A 16417-nucleotide genomic window follows, 5' to 3' on the forward strand; every position below is an offset into this window, starting at 1 on the left:
AACTCAGCGGGAGAGTGCTACCTTCACACGGTAGAAGTCACTGGTTCAAATCCAGTACCGCCTACCATGAAAATCAAGGGGTTACGGGTCATCCCGGAGCCCCTTTTTCTTTGTATGTGACCACATTTTGTGACCGGTAGCGTTAGAGAAGGTCTCCTCAAGCCTTGATGCGGCTTCAGGATTGGTTTCAGAGAATGAGAGTCACAGCCCCGCAAGCTCTCTTTCCCGGTTTTATGCATATCTTCGATTACTATCCAAACCTTTAATGATATGAGTGAGACGTTATTTAAAATTTTTCCGTTCAGTCGTTTTTGCGGCCCTGGCTATGAGATAATCCATGATCGGATAGATCATGGTGCCCGATATTCTTGTGAGAAAATAAAGCATTTTGGTTTCAAACCCGGGCAGGATCAGATATTTCCCGCGTGCAATATCCCGCAGAATGATGGCAGCCACCGATTCTGCCGACATGGCCTTGACATTTTTCGACAGTGCTTTGGTTACGTAAGGCTTTAATGCTTCCGCATTGACAAACATCGGTGTCTCTGTATCCGGTGGCAGTGCGACGGATACCCTGATACCCAGCGGTTTTACTTCGGCGCGCAATGTGTCGGAGAAACCCATCACGGCGAACTTGGAAGCACAATAAGCCGTATATCCAAAAACTCCGAGAAAGCCTGCAACCGATGATATGTTTATAATATGACCGGACCCCCGTTCAATCATCCCCGGCAAGACTGCCTTGGTGACATGTACGGTTCCATGATAATTGACATCCATCGTCCGTCTGAATATTTCCAGATCCAGATCCTGAACACAACCGGGATGCGAAACACCTGCAGAATTAATTACAAAGTCGGGGAGGCCCGCATCTCGACTCATCCGGTCTATGGCTTCATTGATCGAATCGGGATCCCGGACGTCGGCTGAAACCGCCCCGATATGTACGCTCGGATTGTTTTGAATGCTTCTGATGATTTCCAGGGCACTATCCAACGTTTCACGGTTCCGTGCCAAGAGATGAATATGGCACCCCTGAGTAGACAGGTTTTGAGCCAGCGCAAGACCGATGCCGCTGGACCCGCCGGTTATGAGTACCTTCTTACCCCGGAAAAAACTTTCAAATCTCATATCCGTTACCTCCATGCCCCAATAATACCCAGCAATTCAAGTAGGTTATTCATCACTACGGTCCTGCTGAAAAAATATCTTGACACAATCCGACTCATCTATTAATTAATTGAACGTTCATTTAATTAATTCTGAGGATATCATGGCACGGAAAAAAGATAAAGCACCAATTCGAAGGAAGGAAATTCTCGAGCATTTTCAGAATGTCATTGTCGATGAGGGAGTTGAGGGGGCATCCATCGCGAAAATCGCAAACCGCATGGGAACCCACCCCAGCCTTCTGATCCATTATTTCAGTTCAAAAGAAGAAATGATCATAGCCTTGGTGGATTTCATATTGGAGCAGTATGAGACGACCTTTGTTAAAAAACTCGATGAAATTCACGATCCGGCCCAGCGGTTTGAAGCGCTCCTCAACACTATTTTCGGAGTTGATTGGATCAGTCTTGTAGACACCAAGGCCTTTTACGCGTGCTACTACCTCAGTCTCAGAAACGAAAGGGTAAAGGTCCGATTTCAAAAGATGTACATGCGCTTTCGAAACTACCTGATCCATGAAATTGAAATGTGCATGAAAGAGGGAATCATTGCAGAAACGGAACCTCAAAAGGATGCCGACTTCATCATCGCACTCGTGGAAGGACTCAGTTTTTACCGGAACATCAGCGGCGGCAGGAGGACGTACCGTGAACTCGGTCTGTATTTGAAAGAAAAGGCCCTGACAATACTCAAACAACAATAACGAGGAGGAAATGGATGGGAACAGACACCGTTATCCGTGAGATTTTCGAAACGATGCCGGCACGGTTCCGGTCCGGCGAAGCGGATGCCACCATCACGGTTGTCCTCGGCTTTGATATCGAGGACATCAAATGGACCCTTTCCGTTCGCGGTGGCGGGTGTTCTGTAACAGACTCCTTGAAAAAAAATACCGATGCCGTGATCAAGACCGGGAAAGAAGAATGGATCGGTATTGCCACCGGTATGGCCGATCCCGTTGCCCTTTTCCTTGCCAAGAAGCTCTCGGTTGAAGGGGATATGGGAGCGGCCCTGGCCGCCATGAGCCTTTTCGACACGTACGTTTCGGACCTGGTTGTTATTAAGGACCCTTCGTGGATCGTTGACACCCTGGGAACACATTTCACTGTCGATGAGAACGGTCACTTCATGATTGAATCCTGCGATTGTACGGACCTGGCCAAAGAATACGGAACGCCTCTCTTTGTCACCTCGGAACAACAACTCCGCGAAAATATCAGAACGGTCAAAGCGGCTTTCATCAACGCCTATACCGAAAATGAAGTCAACGTGATGTGGGCCATTAAATCAAATACCACGTTAGCCTTTCGGAAGATCATGAACGAAGAAGGTGTGGGAGGAGATTGTTTCAGTCCTGGAGAAATTTATGCCACCTTTATTTCGGGGGCGGACCCCGAGCTTTTTGTTTTGAACGGTTCCGACCGGAGCGAAGAGGCTTTTCGCATGGCCATTGAAATCGGCATGCGTATCACCCTGGATCATCTGGATGACTTATACATCGTCGAGGCGCTTGCCCGTGAGTACAACAGGCAGGTTCAAGCATTCATACGGGTCAAGTGTGAACTGCCGAGTCTTAAATCCGTAAAGTCGACTTTTGCCCCGGGGATCACTCTCCCCTTGGAAGTCCTCAACCTGAAGTTCGGTGTTACCTATGACGAGGCAGTGGAAATAGCGCACGCTGCGCACCAGTTTCCTCATGTCATGATAGAAGGAATTCATTCACATATTGGTAGAGACGTGCATCTTCCCGATCACTGGTACGGATACGCTTACGACATGGTGGAGCTGTGCAGCAGATTCGGGCGTGATACAGACATTACTGCGCACATTCTGGACCTCGGCGGGGGCTTTGCCGAAAAACGCGATCCTTCAAGCCATGACCTGTCAAAGCTGGCGGCGCCGATTGAAGACTATGCCCGGCAGGTTGGCGAGGGAATCCGTCAGGGGTGCAGGGATTTTAATTTCCCCCATCCCCGTTTGTGGATCGAACCGGGGCGTCATCTCATCGGGACAACGACAGTCATGATCAGTCGTGTCGGGAACGTGAAACGCACACCCGGCATCGGTACGTGGGTCCATGTTGACGCCTCCTGCAATTTCCTGCCGTCGGTGGAACGTCACAACGGCATGAGCTACCATCTGCTGGCAGGAGCCCGGGCACGGGCACGGGCAGAGGAAGTGGCCGATGTGGTCGGTCCCAACTGTTCCGGAGATATAATTCAGCCCCGGAGGAGATTGCCCCGCATGGAACGGGGTGACCTTCTCATCTTTCTCGATGTGGGTGCCTACAACCAGGTCGCGGCAAACCAATTCAACAGTATCCCCCGCCCTGCCTCGGTGCTGGTCAATGGTAGCAAGGTCGATATCGTCCAGGAACGAGAAACCATTGCAGACATATTCGCCCGCCAACGGATACCGGCCAGATTTCTCAAGTGAGCGGAGGCTTTGAAACCGGCCGGTCCGGAGATTAGTCCGTCATGTAGAAAGAAAGGGGGTGCAAACCATGAAAATCCCGAAGAAAGGGATGCGGAAAAAAGAGCTTTTTGATCTGTTGGAAGAATATCGTTCCGATGATGTGAATTGGCGCAGCGGGCGGGTTATGGGTTACATATATGACGCCGGGCGTGAGGCAGAAGCGGTGGGAAAAGAAGCGTACATGATGTTTCTCACGGAAAACGGCCTTGATCCCACGATCTTCCAAAGCCTTCTGCGCCTCGAAAACGATCTGGTATCAATGGCAACCTCCCATTTAAACGGAGATGCCGACGTTGTCGGAAACTTCACGAGCGGGGGCACGGAGAGCATCATTCTCGCGGTAAAAACAGCCCGTGATTACTTCAGGGCTCGGAAACCCCATATCAAAGAACCGGAAATGATTCTGCCCATGACGGCGCATGCTGCCTTTTACAAGGCGGCAGAGTACTTGGATGTACGCCCCGTGAGAGTTCCCGTTGACAGCAAGACCTTCAGGGCCGATGCCGGTGAAATAGCCAAAGCAATCGGTCCGAACACAATTCTTCTCGTCGGTTCGGCCCCGTCATATGCCCACGGTGTTATAGATCCGATCGCGGATATTGCCGCTTTGGCGTTGGAAAAGGGATTGCTCTTTCACGTGGACGCCTGCGTCGGCGGATTCATGCTTCCCTATTTCCGGCGCCTCGGGGAACCGATTCCGGACTTCGACTTCGGTGTCCCAGGTGTAACTTCGATATCGATGGATTTGCACAAATACGCATACACACCGAAGAATGCCTCCATGGTCTTCTATCGCACGAAGGAACTGCGGAAATACCAGCTTTTCGCTTGCTCGCGTTGGCCCGGGTATACCGTTGTCAACACTGCGGCACAAAGCAGTAAGTCAGGAGGACCTCTGGCCGCCGCATGGGCCGTTCTTCATTTCATCGGTGACGAAGGATACCTTGAGATTGCACGTCATACCCTTGCAGCAACCCGTAAAATGGTCGCCGGCATAGAGGAAATCGAGGGACTCCGCATTATGGCTCGACCCGACATGTGCATGTTTTCATTCACGTCGGATACCATCAATGTATTTCATATTATTGACGAGATGAAAAAGCATGGTTGGTACATCCAACCGCAGCTTGAATGCGAAGGTTCACAAAAGAACATTCACATTTCGATAAACGAATCAAACGCCGGTCTTATAGATGAATTCCTGTCCGACCTGCGTGCAAGTGTTGAAAAGGCACAAACAATCAGCTCAAGCAATTTTGTAAACGATGTAAAGCAGATACTTATAAGCAACACCGGGGAAGTGATAGGGGATGAGGATATCTCCCATCTGATGGGCATGGTAGGCGTTGAAGGCAATCAGCTGCCGGAGAGCATGGCGGATATTAATGAGATTCTCAACATACTGCCTGCTGAATTACGCGAGCGTGTACTGATTCACTTCATCAATGAACTCTTTCATTCATGAAAAGCAATGTATCAAAATGAAAGAAAGTCCAACGGCATAGGGCAATGGATTGTCCGGAACACCGGGTCAAATACTGAAGGCTGCCCTAACTGTATGAGAAAATAATTGAGATGGGAGGTTCAGGTATGACGGCGAAAAAAGGCAAAGCAATAAAAATAGACCCGTTATTGATGGTGGTCTTATCGAAAAGATTCGAGGCCATCAGCCGCGAGATGGCAAATACGATGTTACGCACGGGCCGCTCGGGGAACATCAATACGGCGAAGGACTTCTCCTGTGGCATAACCGACGCGCAGGCGAGAATGGTATGCCTTGATGAAGGTTTGCCCGTCCACATCGGCGGGGCGGGACTGGCGGCGAAGTACATGACCGATGTCTCTGACGACATTCGTCCGGGTGACTGTTTCATCCATAACTCACCCTATCACGGAAACAACCATAACGCCGACCACACGTTAATGGTACCCGTATTTTATCAAGGAAAGCATATTTTTACCACCATTGCCAGGGCACACCAGGCCGACATCGGTAACCATGACCCATCCGCATATGTTCCCTTTGCCAGGGATATTTACGATGAAGGCGCCATTGTCTTTCCCTGCGTCCGCATACAGCAGAACTACAAGGACGAGCAGGACATAATCAGGATGGCCAAAGTCAGGATACGCGCACCTGAGCAATGGTACGGTGACTATCTGGCAGAGCTCGGCGCGGTGAGGACGGGCGAGAAAAGAATTATGGAAATGTGTGATAAATACGGCCTCGATGTCGTGATGGCCTTTGCCGAGCAATGGCAGGAGTATGGCAAACGAAGGATGATCGAAGCAATACGGGCCCTTCCCAAAGGTGTCTGGGAGAATGAGACGCGGCATGACCCGCTTATTTTCGTCGTCCCCGATGGAGTGCCCGTCAGAGTCAGGATGGAGATAGATCCTGAAGAGGCTTATATCAAGCTTGATTTCACCGATAACATCGACTGCATACCTGCCGGATTAAACATGTCTGAGGCATCCGTTATAGCCTGTGCCGTCGCCGGCGTTCTGAACAACCTTGATCCCACGCTCCCCCATAACTGGGGTGCCTTTAGCCGTATATTAATTACCATGCGTGAGGGAAGCGTGGTCGGTCGGGTACCTCACCCCGTTTCCGCTTCAATGGCAAGCACAAACATTGCTGATCGCGTGATTAATGTGGTCCAGTCCTGTTTTGCCAAGGTGCGGGATGATCTGGGCTTGGCGGATGGCGGGCTGGGCATGCCTGCTGCCGCAGGGAGCATTTTCGGCGTGGATTGGCGCAGAAACAATGCTGTCTATGTTCGCCAGCTTATTATGGGTGCTATGGGTGGTCCCGGGCATTACGGTTACGATGGGTGGCTGGGTTATGGAATACCTGTGACCGGGGGCGTCGTCCATCTCGACTCGGCGGAAGTGGACGAACTGGCGTTACCTATTCTCATTGAAAAACACGAGCTCATCACGGATTCGGGAGGAGCAGGCCGGTGGCGTGGCGCACCCGGTGTAGAGTGCCGTCAACGTCCACGGCATGACGCCGGTTCATGGGGTTTTATCAGCGATGGGCACTACAATCCTGCCCAGGGCGTGAACGGTGGACAGGCAGGACGGCCTTCCGATGTATGGAAATACGATATCAGTAAGGGTGAGGAGTCCAAAACCGATTTGCCCAAAATCTCATTGGAAATGGTGCAGCCGACGGAAATGCTGGTATCGGAGTCCTGCGGCGGCGGTGGTTTCGGGGATCCTCTCGAGCGTGATCCTGAAAGGGTCAGATATGATGTGCGCGAGGAATACGTTTCTCTGGAAGCGGCGCGGGAGGTCTACGGTGTTGTCCTTGATACCGGGCCTGAGCTGTATGCAGTTGACCTTAAAGCCACCAAAACATTACGAAAGGAACTCAAAAAGAACAGGGAGGCCGTAAAATGAGTTACAGATTATGTATCGATATCGGAGGGACATTTACCGACCTTGTTGTAGTAGACAGAAAAGGACATGTGAATATATATAAATCGCCGACCACTCCGGATAATTATGCCGATGCATTTATCGACGTTCTCAAACAGGCGGCCGGTTCCTACAAAATTCCCCTGGAAAGATTCATGGAGGAATGCAGCACCTCGGCGGGAGGCTACTTTGCACATGGTTCCACGGTAAGCACCAATGCCATCATTGAGGGAAAGGTTGCGAAGACCGGACTCATCTGCACACATGGTTTTCGTGATGTCCTGACCGGACGGGAGGGCGGCAAGGAGGAACCCTACAACTGGCAAATGGAGTATCCGCTTCCCTATATTCCACGATACCTGACCGTGCCCGTTACGGAGAGGGTGAATTCTGAAGGTGAAATTGAGAGGCCCCTTGATGAAAAAGAGGTGCGTGATGCCATTAAAAAGCTGAAAGGCTTCAAAGTAAATGCCATAGCCGTTGCATTACTCTGGTCGATAGCAAATAACGCGCACGAGCTGAGAATCGGAGAACTCATTGAGGAAGTCTGGCCGGGTATTCCCTATAGCCTGAGTCACCAGGTAAATCCATGCATCAGAGAATACAGGCGAACGTCATCGACTGCCATAGATGCTTCTTTAAAGCCGCTTATAAGCAGCTATGTAGCCATGTTACAAAAACGGCTGGCTGAAATAGGCTACAAGGGGGAGCTTTCGTTATTTACCTCAAGCGGCGGTGTCGTGTCGGTTGATGAGCTTGTTAAAAGGCCTGTTTACAGCGTGGATTGCGGGCCGGCACTGGCGCCGAGTGCCGGGAGACTGATCGCGGGACATGAATTCGGGGTTGATAACATCATTACCACGGATATGGGAGGAACAAGTTTTGATGTGGCCTGCATCACGAACGGTGAACTGGCCGTTACCCGTGAATCGCTGGTGGACACCCATATGCTGGGCATTAATAAGATCGACAGCAAATCAATCGGTGCCGGCGGAGGCAGTATAGCCTGGGTGGACAGCGGTGGGTTACTGCATGTCGGTCCAAAAAGTGCAGGGGCCATGCCCGGTCCCGCCTGCTATGGCAAAGGAGGTACCGAGCCGACAGTCACCGACGCGAATGTGTCTCTGGGATATCTTGACCCCGGTTTCTTCCTCGGTGGAAAAATGAAACTTGACGCCGGCCTGGCTGCAGAAGCTATTAATAAAAGCGTTGCGAAACCTTTAAAACTCTCAGTGGATGAAGCTTCCTATGCCATTTGGGGGGCGGTGAACGTTGAGATGTGCAATTTGATACAGGATATCACTATCTGGAAGGGCATTGATCCGCGTGAGTACATGATCGTTTCCGGTGGAGGCGCGGCAGGCCTGCATATAGGGGCTATTGCCTCGGATCTGGGCGTGAAGAAAGTGTTAATCCCGCGGGTGGCTGGTGTTCTCAGTGCCTATGGAGGAGCCTTCGCGGAGATCACTTCAGAGTTCAGCGCCAGCAAATTCACAGAAAGTGGGACTTTTGACTATGAAGGCATCGGTGAGATATTGGAGAACCTGGAAAAACAGGCAGCGGACTTCCTGCAGCGCATGGGGGTGCCGAAGAAATTACGCAAAATAAAATTTTATACGGATGCACGGTACCCCAACCAGGTATGGGACATCCCAATACCCCTGCGCAGCAATAGAATCAGCGGTCAGAATCAACTTGAACGGCTGGTGAACGATTTCCACAATACCCACGAGAAGGTCTTCACGGTGAAAGCACCTGAAGAACCCGTAGAGTTCATATACTGGCGCGCCGTGGCGATCGGTAAGCCGACTCGGGTAGCAATGCCGGAACTGCCTGCAGATTCGAAAAGTGCTGATGGCGCTGTTAAAGGAAAGAGGAAAGCATATTTCCGCGAACTTGGAGGAAGAGTGGATACCGCGGTCTATGACGGATCAAAACTGAAGCCGGGTAAAAAGATTCCCGCTCCTGCCATCATTGAGGAACCAACGACCACGGTGCTAATCATGCCGGGCTCGAAAGCATCGATTACAAAATACGGTAATTACCTCATTGAAATTGGACAATCATCGGGAAAAACGCGCACGGATAAAAAATGATCGGGTACACATGGGATGATCATAAATAAGATGTAAGCTGAAAATTTGGTGGTGGGTCTTGGTAGCGGTTTTGGTTCAAAAAGCCGTCACCAGGGCGTATTTTGCGTACACAGAAAATGTGTAACTATTGAATAAATCAGGATATTTATATTCGAAAAATCCCTTCACACGTTAGAAGTCACTGGTTCAAATCCAGTACCGCCTACCATGAAAATCAAGGGGTTACGGGTCATGCCGCAACCCCTTTGTTCATTTTGTGACAGGCAAACGTGTAAAATAAAATATTTTCTTCTTGCGTTCTTGTTCGTGATCCGGTATGAGCACTGCAGCGAAGATGGTGTCTTATGACGATTTCGCGGGGTGTGTCCATACCGCCCATGAAGCGACTTTTTATAAGTTAAAACAGTGCATCCCGGGCTTTCAAACAGGGATGGCCGATTGCCGCGATCATTGCGGTCCTTTCTTTTCCACGCGTCCGGCGGGTAGAGATTTGTAAAACGCCGGACCAGGAAAGAAATGAAAGAACACACACATGCGCCGCGCGCGCACGAAAGTACCTCCACCTCCACACATCACTCCCACTCACAGTTTTCACGAGGCGTCTTTGGCGCCCTGATCCCGGAGATCCAGCGAGCCGTTGCCGCCGAGGGGTATATTACCCCGACGCCCATCCAGGAACAGTGCATACCGCACCTGCTGGAAGGACGGGACCTGCTGGGAAGCGCCCAGACCGGTACCGGTAAAACGGCGGCCTTTGCCTTGCCGCTCCTGCAGAGGCTTTCAGGAAGATCCCACCGTCCCCGGAAAGGGACACCCCGAGCTCTCATTCTTGCCCCTACCCGCGAACTCGCGGCGCAGATAGAAGAAAGCATCGGGACCTATGGGCGATTTCTTCGTCTCAGACATACCGTGATCTTCGGAGGGGTCAACCAGGTCAACCAGGTCAAGGCCCTGAACAGGGGAGTCGATATACTCGTGGCCACCCCCGGCCGGTTGCTTGATCTGATGCAGCAGGGCTTCATCCACCTGAATGAGGTGGAGGTCTTCATTCTCGACGAAGTGGACCGGATGCTCGACATGGGCTTTATTCCCGACATCAAGCGGGTATTGTCCAAACTCCCGGCCGAGCGACAGACGCTGTTCTTCTCGGCAACCATGGTACCGAAAATAATGGAGCTGGCCTACACCATGGTCCACAACCCGGTGCGGGTTGCCATCGAGCCCGACAAACCCACGTTGGACAGCATTGCTCAAAAGGTGCTCTTCGTGGGGAAAAGGAACAAGGATGCGCTGCTGGTCTCCCTCTTGGGTGATCCCACGATCAATAAGGCCCTCATTTTCACCCAGATGAAGCATGCCGCTAACAAGGTGGCGGAAAAGTTGTGCGCGGCGGGTATCCACGGCACCGCCATCCACGGCAACAAGAGCCAGGCTGCCCGTACCAGGGCGCTTGATGGATTCAGGCAGGGCCGTTACCGGGTACTGGTCGCCACCGATGTGGCGGCACGGGGATTGGATGTGGACGATATCACTCACGTGATCAACTACGACCTTCCCGCGGAGGCCGAGACTTACGTGCACCGCATCGGGCGGACCGCCCGGGCGGGGGCGAACGGTGATGCCATTTCGTTCTGTTGTGCCGAAGACCGGGCCTATCTGCGGGAAATCGAACGGCTGCTGGGTAGGCCGGTGCCCGCAGAGATGGAACACGCCTATCATAGCGACGAGGCGTTCCGCTCTACCCAGTCCGTCGCGAAGACATTTGTTCGCAGTTTCGGCAAACGACAGGGCGGACGTTTCCATAGCAGCTTCACACGCTCCCACAGCAAAAACAACGGCCGCGGCAAAATGTGGTAATCCAACGCCGGGTACCAACTGGACATTACGCCCGGTGATGGTGTATATGCTGTCACAAAAAGTGCAACTGTTCGGATCGTGAACAATTCCCAGTTCGGCGAATAGAATATGTGAAGGTTATATCGCCGATCGATGCATTCCTTCCGTGATGCCCCCGGCGGTTCATACAGCTGACTCTGAATCCTGACAGTTTCTCGCCGGATGATTTCCGGCGGTCATTAATCCCGATATATCAGTAGCTTTTATAATGAAACCCTGATAGAAGCAGGGACATTGATCTGTCGGTCGACCGGCACCGCCGATGTGACGGCCGGTCCGTGGAAAAAGTACTCCGGAATGCCGGATTCAGGGAGGTTGCAAAGGATGGGTTCAAAACAGAAAGAAACGGTACTGGTACACAAAAACTACTTCGAGAAAAAACTGCAGGAGCGACGGGCCCTTCTGGCAGAGCAGGGCCTCGCGGCAGCGGAGATCGAGAAAGATACCCGTGTCAAGGAAATACGGGCAAAGATGAGGAAGATGAACGCCAAGCTGAAGGTGATCGCTGCCATCGGGATGAGGACCGAGGAGTTGGCGAAGATGAAGGCCGACAGGCAGGCTGGAACAGAAACGAAGAAGGAGGGGAAAGAAAAAGAATCGCAGAAAGCAGCCGAAAAGGGAAAGGAAAAGAAGAAGAAAAAGAAAGAAGCCGCGGCTGAAACGGAATCTGAAGAATAAACACCCGAACAACGATTCTGCGGCGACACCCCGGGGTTTGACCGGCGGATGTGAAGCATGAACCCACAGCAGGATCTTCAAAGGGAGGTGTCCGATGGTTCGTAAAGTCAAGAACAGGAAAGACGAGGTCATCGAGGTTCTGAACAAGGCCCGTGCGATGGAACTGCAGGCGATCCACCAGTACATGAACCAGCACTATAACCTGGACGACATGGATTATGGTGAGTTGGCCGCAAAGGTGAAGCTCATAGCGATCGATGAGATGCGCCATGCGGAAATGTTCGCTGAGCGGATTAAGGAACTGGGCGGTGAACCGACGACGGAATCCGCCGGGAAGGTCAAAAAAGGGCAGGGTGTCGAGGCGGTCTTTCCTTTCGATGCACGGCTCGAGGACGAGACCATGGATGCCTACAATGATTTCCTCCTGGTCTGCCGCGATAACGGTGACAGTATCAGCATGAAGCTCTTTGAGACCATCATTGATGAAGAGCAGATTCACTTCAATTACTTCGATAATGTGAGCGAGCACGTCAAGAAACTCGGCCCCGCCTACCTTGCCCAGAAAGCCGGCACGCCGGCTGAGACAGGGCTTCAGAGCCAGGGATTCGTCGCGAACCAGGGAGGCGACGCCTGATATCAACTGGCGGTCGCCTCTGGAAAAACTTGTTGCAGCCGCTTTCCCTCCCGGTGTCGGGGGGAAAGGGGCTGTTGCGTTCTTCTACGAACGGGACATATTCCCCTGTGTCCCGACATCTCTCAAGACCCCAACGAAACACACTGGAAAAGCGACGGAACGTTATGAAGAAGGTCGGTACCCCGACCTTTTTTGCGTTTGATATTGTAATAAATAGTTAGTATATGTAACTTTTCGAGATGCATGTTTGGTATTGCGTCTTGCTTTTTAAAGGGATGGTAGGGATGTCCTGCCGTTTATGCAACAGAAGGTGGTTGAAATCATAAGATAACGAACAGTATGAAAAGGAGGTGTAAACGTATGAAGCACATGAGTCAGATTATCACCGCATTAATGCTGATCATTGCAGTGACCGTCGGATTCGGCGTGACCGCCTGGTCCGATGAACCGGTTCTGCGAATGGCCACCACAACGAGTACGGATAACACAGGTCTCCTGGACTACCTGGTCCCCCAGTTCAAGGCCGATACGGGGGTTGAACTGCAGTGGGTCTCGGTGGGGACCGGCAAGGCCCTTGAACTGGGCAAGAACTGCGATGTGGATGTACTGCTTGTTCATGCGCCGGATGCCGAAATGAAGTATGTCGCCGATGGATACGGCGTTGACCGGCAGCAGATCATGTTCAACGATTTCGTTTTTATCGGACCCCCCGCTGATCCTGCCGGTATCCGGGGGAAACGTGTGGTCGACTCGCTGAAGACCATTGTGGATAAGAAGGCGCGTTTCGCCAGCAGAGGCGATAATTCGGGGACCCACAAAAAGGAACTCGAGCTCTGGAGTGAATCGGGAATTACCGTTCCTGACAAAGAGGAGTGGTATATCCAGACAGGTCAGGGCATGCTCAACACGATCAACATCGCGGCAGAGCGCGATGCCTATACCATGACGGACCGGGGGACCTTTATCAAGTATGAGGATAACTGGAAGGGGAATCCGCCCCTGATCATACTGGTTGAGGGTGACAGATCGCTGAGAAATCAGTACAGTGTCATTGCTGTGAATCCGAAGCGGTGTGACAATGTGAAGTATGACCTGGCGACGAAGTTCAGGGAATGGATAGCATCGGCGAAAGTCCAGAAGAGCATCGGTGAATTCAAACTCATGGGCAAGCAGCTGTTCACACCGAATGCCGGTGAATAACGGGGGACAATGGATTATCTTCTTGACGGTCTGCGTCACGCCTTTATCCTGCTCTTTTCAGGGGACGTGGAGACCTATTCGGCCGTCTTCACGTCCCTGAAAGTATCAAGCCTGTCCATTGCGGGGAGCCTGATCGTCGGGATCCCCGCCGGGTTCTTTCTGGGGTACTATGAGTTTGCCGGCAAGAGGCAGTTACGGGCCATAGTGGACACGCTTCTCGCCCTGCCCACCGTCGTGGTCGGTCTCTTCGTGTATGCCTTTGTGTCTCGTCGAGGTCCACTCGGTGAATTCGGACTGTTGTTCACCATTCCCGGTATCGCCATTGCCCAGATGATTCTGGTCCTGCCCATCGTCATGTCATTGACGGCCACGGCGATCGAGAGCCTGGACAGGAGGCTCAAAACGACCATCCTGACCCTCGGTGCCCGGGGAAGACAGATCATCATGGCCAGTCTCCTCGAAGCGAGATATGCCGTTCTGATCGCCGCGGTCACCGCTTACGGCAGGGCCATTTCGGAAGTGGGCGTTTCCATGATGATCGGCGGCAACATCAAATGGCACACGAGAACGATCACTACGGCGATCGCCCTAGAAACAGGCAAGGGGCAGTTCGCCATGGGGATCGCCCTGGGAATCGTCCTCCTGTCGATTGCGTTCCTCGTGAATTTCGCCCTGACGGCCCTGAAGAGACGAATGGCATGAATACTCCGCCCCTGTATACCCTTGAGCAGGTGAAATTCGGCTATAACCGGCGTTTCACCCTTTCCGTCCCCGATCTTTCCATCGGGTGGAATACTTCCATCGGATTTGTCGGACCCAACGGGGGTGGAAAAACAACACTTCTCAAACTCCTCGCCTTTCTTGAAACCCCTCATGAGGGTAGCGTCTTCTTCAAGGGGAAACGCATCGGCGGCGATGTGTCCGCAGTGCAGCGAAAGGTTACCATGCTCCTTCAGGAACCCTACCTTCTCAAACGGTCCGTGTATGAGAACGTGTCCTACGGTCTGAAGGTCCGCCATGAAACAGAACATCTCCGGGAACGCGTCTTCCGGGCCCTGGAACTGGTGGGCCTTGCTCCCGGGGAATTCGCCCGGCGGCGGTGGCACGAACTTTCCGGGGGTGAAGCGCAACGGGTTTCCCTGGCGTCGAGGCTCGTACTGGAGCCGGAGGTGCTGATCCTGGATGAGCCCACGGCCAGCGTCGATCAGAAGAGCGCCCTGCTCATACAGGAGGCGATCTGGACCATGAGGTCCCGGTCGCGTATGTCTCTCATCGTGGCAAGCCACGATATGGCGTGGCTCGGCGAGGTGGCCGACGAGGTATATACGGTCCGCCGTGGCCGTGTCAGTCGCAGCGGGCCAGAAAACAGCATTGAAGGACCCTGGAGTTCCAGGCCTGACGGTTTGTGGGAAAAAACGCTGGGTGACGGGCAGAGGATAACGGCCGCGACGCCTCCCGAAACAACGGCCGGAACGGCGCTTCTGGAACCATCCGATATCCTTGTGGCCGTTACACCTCCCGGCGGCCTTTCGGCCAGAAACGTTCTTCGAGGGACCATCATCCAGATGACACGGGATAATTCATCGGAAAAACTGGTAGTTACGGTGTCCGTGGCTGACCTGTCACTGCACTGCAGCGTGACGAGGGCCGCAACGGAAGAATTGCGGCTCATTCCCGGTAACGAGGTGTTCGTAATTTTCAAGGCAGCTTCAATCCGCTGGCAGTGATGAACCGTCACTCCCTCGCGCCGCCCGCCTTTTCAGGGAACACACAAAACACAGCTCCCCCTTGAGGGTCCGGTATCCGCATTCGGGACAGAAACGGGTTTCATCCGCCCTGCCGCTGCTTCCGGACGAGAGCTGTTCCCGCATTCGATTCAGATAGTTGAAGTAGAAATCGGCCTTGATGCCGATCATTCTTTTTTCGATCTCCCCCATGATGTCCTTGTAGACCGGTGAGGTAGCGCCACGTGAGTAGGGGCAGGTTCCCGTAGCGGTATCAATATTCCTGAGCTTCACGTACCATCCCGTTTCTTCGTCGGTGAGCTTTACCAGCGGTTTGACCTTTCGAAGCAGCCCGGCCTTTGGTTCCAGGACCGGGTATTGCCGTTCGAGATACCCCATCTGCCAGTGCAGAACGTTCCCCAGGAGCGTGGCTGTTTCGTCGTCGAGATTATGCCCGGTGACCACCACGGTACATTCCAGGTCCCGGGCCAGCCGGTTCAGAAAATAGCGTCTCACCGTTCCACAGAGCGCGCAGGCCCTTCTCCGGTGGATCCGCAGGGCATGCTGAAAGGTGAAACCCATGAGCTCTTGAAAGGTGTGAACCGAAAGGGTGAGATCCCGTGCCGCCGCGAAGGTCCGGACGATCTCCTCCGAGCGCCGCGAGTAGTCTCCGAAACCCATGTCGATATGGACGGCATGAACGGTATAGCCCTGCTCCGCCAGGATATCCCATGCCGTCATACTGTCCTTGCCGCCCGATACGCCGAGAAGAAGGGTGTCCCTGTGCGTGAACATGCGGTACTCTTCAATGGTCCGCCAGACCTGACGGAAGACGAAACGCAGAAAATGGCGCTCGCAGAACTTCGAGTTATGACGCGGGGCATTGATGCGGGCCGGTTCACCGCAGACGGTGCATTTCATGGTGGTATCCTTTACGGTAGAATTCTTAAAAAAGGTAACATATTTAATGTGTTATAACAGGAATGCATGATTGGGTCAAACCGGTTCTTATGCAAGCGGTTATGATGCCCGGAGAGCCCGGCAAGCGGTACTCATGAGTACTAGAATCAGGCTCGTATTATCCATGCGATCAATTAGTGATACATGAAAAGGAAATTATG

The 16417-nt window shown here is 52.6% G+C and carries 13 protein-coding genes; 11 read left to right on the top strand and 2 right to left on the bottom strand.

Translation table 11 applies throughout. The features are described 5' to 3' along the window. Positions 1-282 precede the first annotated feature (282 nt). The gene (locus JXO48_11260) at positions 283-1131 is read right to left on the bottom strand and encodes an SDR family oxidoreductase (GenBank protein ID MBN2284457.1); all 849 of its coding nucleotides are present in this window, start codon (positions 1129-1131) and stop codon (positions 283-285) included. Positions 1132-1273: 142 nt separating this feature from the next. Here JXO48_11260 and JXO48_11265 point away from each other — a divergent pair, with 142 nt between their 5' ends. From JXO48_11265 to JXO48_11315, 11 genes are all read left to right on the top strand, one after another. After that, the gene (locus tag JXO48_11265) at positions 1274-1873 is read left to right on the top strand and encodes a TetR family transcriptional regulator (protein ID MBN2284458.1); all 600 of its coding nucleotides are present in this window, start codon (positions 1274-1276) and stop codon (positions 1871-1873) included. Positions 1874-1887: 14 nt separating this feature from the next. Further along, positions 1888-3606, top strand: coding sequence for an SCP2 sterol-binding domain-containing protein (locus JXO48_11270; GenBank protein MBN2284459.1), 1719 nt, complete (start codon positions 1888-1890; stop codon positions 3604-3606). 67 nt (positions 3607-3673) lie between these two features. Beyond that, positions 3674-5110, top strand: a complete 1437-nt coding sequence (locus JXO48_11275; GenBank protein ID MBN2284460.1) for an aspartate aminotransferase family protein — start codon at positions 3674-3676, stop codon at positions 5108-5110. A 125-nt stretch (positions 5111-5235) separates the two neighbouring features. Further along, positions 5236-7050, top strand: a complete 1815-nt coding sequence (locus JXO48_11280; protein MBN2284461.1) for a hydantoinase B/oxoprolinase family protein — start codon at positions 5236-5238, stop codon at positions 7048-7050. Beyond that, positions 7047-9164, top strand: a complete 2118-nt coding sequence (locus JXO48_11285) for a hydantoinase/oxoprolinase family protein (protein ID MBN2284462.1) — start codon at positions 7047-7049, stop codon at positions 9162-9164. The genes JXO48_11280 and JXO48_11285 overlap by 4 nt, the downstream gene beginning before the upstream one ends. 516 nt (positions 9165-9680) lie before the next feature. Continuing rightward, positions 9681-11021: a DEAD/DEAH box helicase gene (locus tag JXO48_11290; GenBank protein ID MBN2284463.1), complete on the top strand. Its 1341-nt coding sequence runs from the start codon at positions 9681-9683 to the stop codon at positions 11019-11021. Between the two features lie 363 nt (positions 11022-11384). Then, positions 11385-11738 carry a hypothetical protein gene (locus tag JXO48_11295; GenBank protein ID MBN2284464.1) on the top strand — a complete coding sequence of 118 codons (354 nt, stop codon included), beginning with the start codon at positions 11385-11387 and terminating at the stop codon, positions 11736-11738. A gap of 94 nt (positions 11739-11832) precedes the next feature. Continuing rightward, positions 11833-12372 (top strand): bacterioferritin, encoded by a 540-nt coding sequence (locus tag JXO48_11300; protein ID MBN2284465.1) that lies wholly within the window; start codon positions 11833-11835, stop codon positions 12370-12372. Between the two features lie 360 nt (positions 12373-12732). Further along, on the top strand, positions 12733-13572 hold the full coding sequence (locus tag JXO48_11305; protein ID MBN2284466.1) for a substrate-binding domain-containing protein: 840 nt from the start codon (positions 12733-12735) through the stop codon (positions 13570-13572). A 9-nt stretch (positions 13573-13581) separates the two neighbouring features. Continuing rightward, a complete protein-coding gene (locus JXO48_11310; protein ID MBN2284467.1) occupies positions 13582-14274 on the top strand; it encodes an ABC transporter permease in 693 nt (230 codons plus the stop codon). Continuing rightward, positions 14271-15299, top strand: a complete 1029-nt coding sequence (locus JXO48_11315) for an ATP-binding cassette domain-containing protein (GenBank protein ID MBN2284468.1) — start codon at positions 14271-14273, stop codon at positions 15297-15299. Before JXO48_11310 ends, JXO48_11315 begins: the two co-directional genes overlap by 4 nt. On the opposite strand, the gene JXO48_11320 is transcribed toward JXO48_11315, so the two are convergent. Beyond that, positions 15282-16217 carry an adenine nucleotide alpha hydrolase family protein gene (locus JXO48_11320; protein ID MBN2284469.1) on the bottom strand — a complete coding sequence of 312 codons (936 nt, stop codon included), beginning with the start codon at positions 16215-16217 and terminating at the stop codon, positions 15282-15284. The genes JXO48_11315 and JXO48_11320 overlap by 18 nt on opposite strands. Between the last annotated feature and the right edge of the window lie 200 nt (positions 16218-16417).

This window comes from Deltaproteobacteria bacterium (assembly GCA_016933965.1).
Taxonomy (GTDB): domain Bacteria; phylum Desulfobacterota; class Syntrophia; order Syntrophales; family UBA2210; genus JAFGTS01.

Bases quoted from the DNA above. Each gene is read 5' to 3' on its own strand.
- JXO48_11290 (MBN2284463.1), top strand. From the start codon at position 9,681: ATGAAAGAACACACACATGCGCCGCGCGCGCACGAAAGTACCTCCACC.
- JXO48_11260 (MBN2284457.1), bottom strand. From the start codon at position 1,131: ATGAGATTTGAAAGTTTTTTCCGGGGTAAGAAGGTACTCATAACCGGC.
- JXO48_11285 (MBN2284462.1), top strand. From the start codon at position 7,047: ATGAGTTACAGATTATGTATCGATATCGGAGGGACATTTACCGACCTT.
- JXO48_11305 (MBN2284466.1), top strand. From the start codon at position 12,733: ATGAAGCACATGAGTCAGATTATCACCGCATTAATGCTGATCATTGCA.
- JXO48_11310 (MBN2284467.1), top strand. From the start codon at position 13,582: ATGGATTATCTTCTTGACGGTCTGCGTCACGCCTTTATCCTGCTCTTT.
- JXO48_11280 (MBN2284461.1), top strand. From the start codon at position 5,236: ATGACGGCGAAAAAAGGCAAAGCAATAAAAATAGACCCGTTATTGATG.
- JXO48_11295 (MBN2284464.1), top strand. From the start codon at position 11,385: ATGGGTTCAAAACAGAAAGAAACGGTACTGGTACACAAAAACTACTTC.
- JXO48_11265 (MBN2284458.1), top strand. From the start codon at position 1,274: ATGGCACGGAAAAAAGATAAAGCACCAATTCGAAGGAAGGAAATTCTC.
- JXO48_11315 (MBN2284468.1), top strand. From the start codon at position 14,271: ATGAATACTCCGCCCCTGTATACCCTTGAGCAGGTGAAATTCGGCTAT.
- JXO48_11300 (MBN2284465.1), top strand. From the start codon at position 11,833: ATGGTTCGTAAAGTCAAGAACAGGAAAGACGAGGTCATCGAGGTTCTG.
- JXO48_11270 (MBN2284459.1), top strand. From the start codon at position 1,888: ATGGGAACAGACACCGTTATCCGTGAGATTTTCGAAACGATGCCGGCA.
- JXO48_11275 (MBN2284460.1), top strand. From the start codon at position 3,674: ATGAAAATCCCGAAGAAAGGGATGCGGAAAAAAGAGCTTTTTGATCTG.
- JXO48_11320 (MBN2284469.1), bottom strand. From the start codon at position 16,217: ATGAAATGCACCGTCTGCGGTGAACCGGCCCGCATCAATGCCCCGCGT.